The following is a 1,723-nucleotide window of genomic DNA, read 5'->3' as shown; positions in this document are numbered from 1 at the left end:
TCGAGGGGTGCCGCAACCGTTGGCGCGCAACGACTTCCGCCGGAGGCGCAAGTGACCACCCCCGACCCCCTCGCGCTCGCCCAGCGCTTCGTCCGCGCCGTGGAGGCCAAGGACCTCCGCGCCGTGTCGGACGTGCTCGCGCCGGACGTGCGGCAGCTCTTCCTCCAGTCCGGCAAGGCGGGCACCCCGGAGGGCGTGGCGGAGCTGATCTCCGGGCGCGGCAGGGGTTTCTGCGTCGCCCACCTCAAGGGGCGGGACGAGGTGCTGGCCTACACCGAGGGGATCTTCGCCAAGTTCGACCCGCTGGTCTGGCGCGACCACCGGTGGAGCGCCACCGAGGGCGCGGCCTGCTTCGCCGCCACGGGCGACATGGTCGTCGCGCGGACGGGCAAGCCCTACCGCAACCACTACGTGATCCGCTTCGACGTCGCGGACGGCCTGATCACGCGGATGTCCGAGCACGGCGACGCGCTGCGCTACGCGGGCCTCGGGGTCCGGCCGAACGCGGCCGAGTTCCGGGCGCTCCTGCGCGCGCTGGGCCACGCGGTCACCCCGTTCCGGTCCCGCTGACCCCCTTCGACCTGCGTGGCCTGCCGCTGCCCACCCGCGACCCGGTCCACCTGCACGTCCACGACACCTCGGGCTTCGGCGACGACGCCACCGGGCCCGTGGACCACCCGGCGGTCACCGGGGCGGCCCGTCACCCGGCCTGACCGCCCCTCGGGACAACACCCGCGCGCCGAGCAGCAACCCGGCCGAGACGGTCAGCAGCTGGACGCGCTGGACCAGCCCGGCCCCTGGCTGGTTGGCCAGGGCCGCCGACAGCACACCGGTCCCGGCGAGGAGGATCAGCACCACCCTGGCGCTCGGCAGCCGGGTGCCCCGCTCCAGGACCGCCGCGGCGGCGAGCGCGCCGACGAACGTCAGCACGCTGGTCACCTGGTGCAGGTGGTGGCTGAGCGACACCGCGCCTGCGGCCTCCCGGTCGCGGCACAGCGCATCCGTGCTGGGCGCGCAGTCGAGCGGCAGCGCGGTGTCGGCGAGGGTCGCGAGGGCGAAGACGAGCACGGCGGCGACCGCCCACCGCCCGCGCAGGCCGCGCGCGGCGAGCAGCAGGCAGCAGGCGGCGAGCGAGTCGGTGGCGCGGAACAGCCACCGGTGCGGCTGGTCGTCGGCGAGCAGCTCGCTCACGTAGCCGTCCACGACGGACAACCCGGTCGGCAGCACCAGTTCGAGCAGCCAGCACGCGTACAGCACCGCCGCCGCGACCAGCCACGCGCCCGGCCGGTCGAGCCCTGGGCAACGACTCCGGCTCGACGCCCTGTCCTCGATCACGCTCGCGCCACCCTTCCGCCATGCTGTGCCCCGTGGTCACCGTCGTGGGCTCGGACCTGCACCTCGTCGCGGACGGACCGGAGGGCGCGCCGCCGGTCGTGCTCCTGTCCGGTCTCGCGGGCGCGATCGCCGACTGGGACCCGGTGACCCGGCTGCTCGCGACCTCCGCGCGGGTGCTGCGGTTCGACCGGCCGGGGACCGGGGCGAGCACGCCGTCGCCCCAGCCCTCGTCGGCGCGGCGGGAGGTGGCCGTGCTCGACGCGGTCCTCGACGCCGTCGGCGCACCGGCCGTGCTCGTCGGGCACTCGCTGGCCGGCCTGCACGCGGAGGCGTTCGCGCGGCTGCGCCCCCGGCGCGTGCGCGGCGCGGTGCTCGTGGACCCCAGCCT

The 1,723-nt window shown here is 76.1% G+C and carries 3 protein-coding genes; 2 read left to right on the top strand and 1 reads right to left on the bottom strand.

Features of this window, described 5'->3' with window-relative positions; translation table 11 throughout:
• Positions 1–51: 51 nt before the first annotated feature.
• Positions 52–570: a nuclear transport factor 2 family protein gene (locus ACTUAL_RS16570; protein WP_440900903.1), complete on the top strand. Its 519-nt coding sequence runs from the start codon at positions 52–54 to the stop codon at positions 568–570.
• A gap of 114 nt (positions 571–684) precedes the next feature.
• Here ACTUAL_RS16570 and ACTUAL_RS16565 read toward each other — a convergent pair whose 3' ends face one another.
• On the bottom strand, positions 685–1,335 hold the full coding sequence (locus ACTUAL_RS16565; protein ID WP_440900902.1) for a DUF998 domain-containing protein: 651 nt from the start codon (positions 1,333–1,335) through the stop codon (positions 685–687).
• 20 nt (positions 1,336–1,355) lie between these two features.
• On the opposite strand from ACTUAL_RS16565, the gene ACTUAL_RS16560 reads away from it, so the two are divergent.
• Positions 1,356–1,723: alpha/beta fold hydrolase (locus tag ACTUAL_RS16560; RefSeq protein ID WP_440900901.1), on the top strand; the 368-nt coding region annotated here is incomplete at its 3' end.

Source organism: Actinosynnema sp. (assembly GCF_052038725.1).
This window is presented reverse-complemented; position numbering and strand designations above follow the sequence as displayed.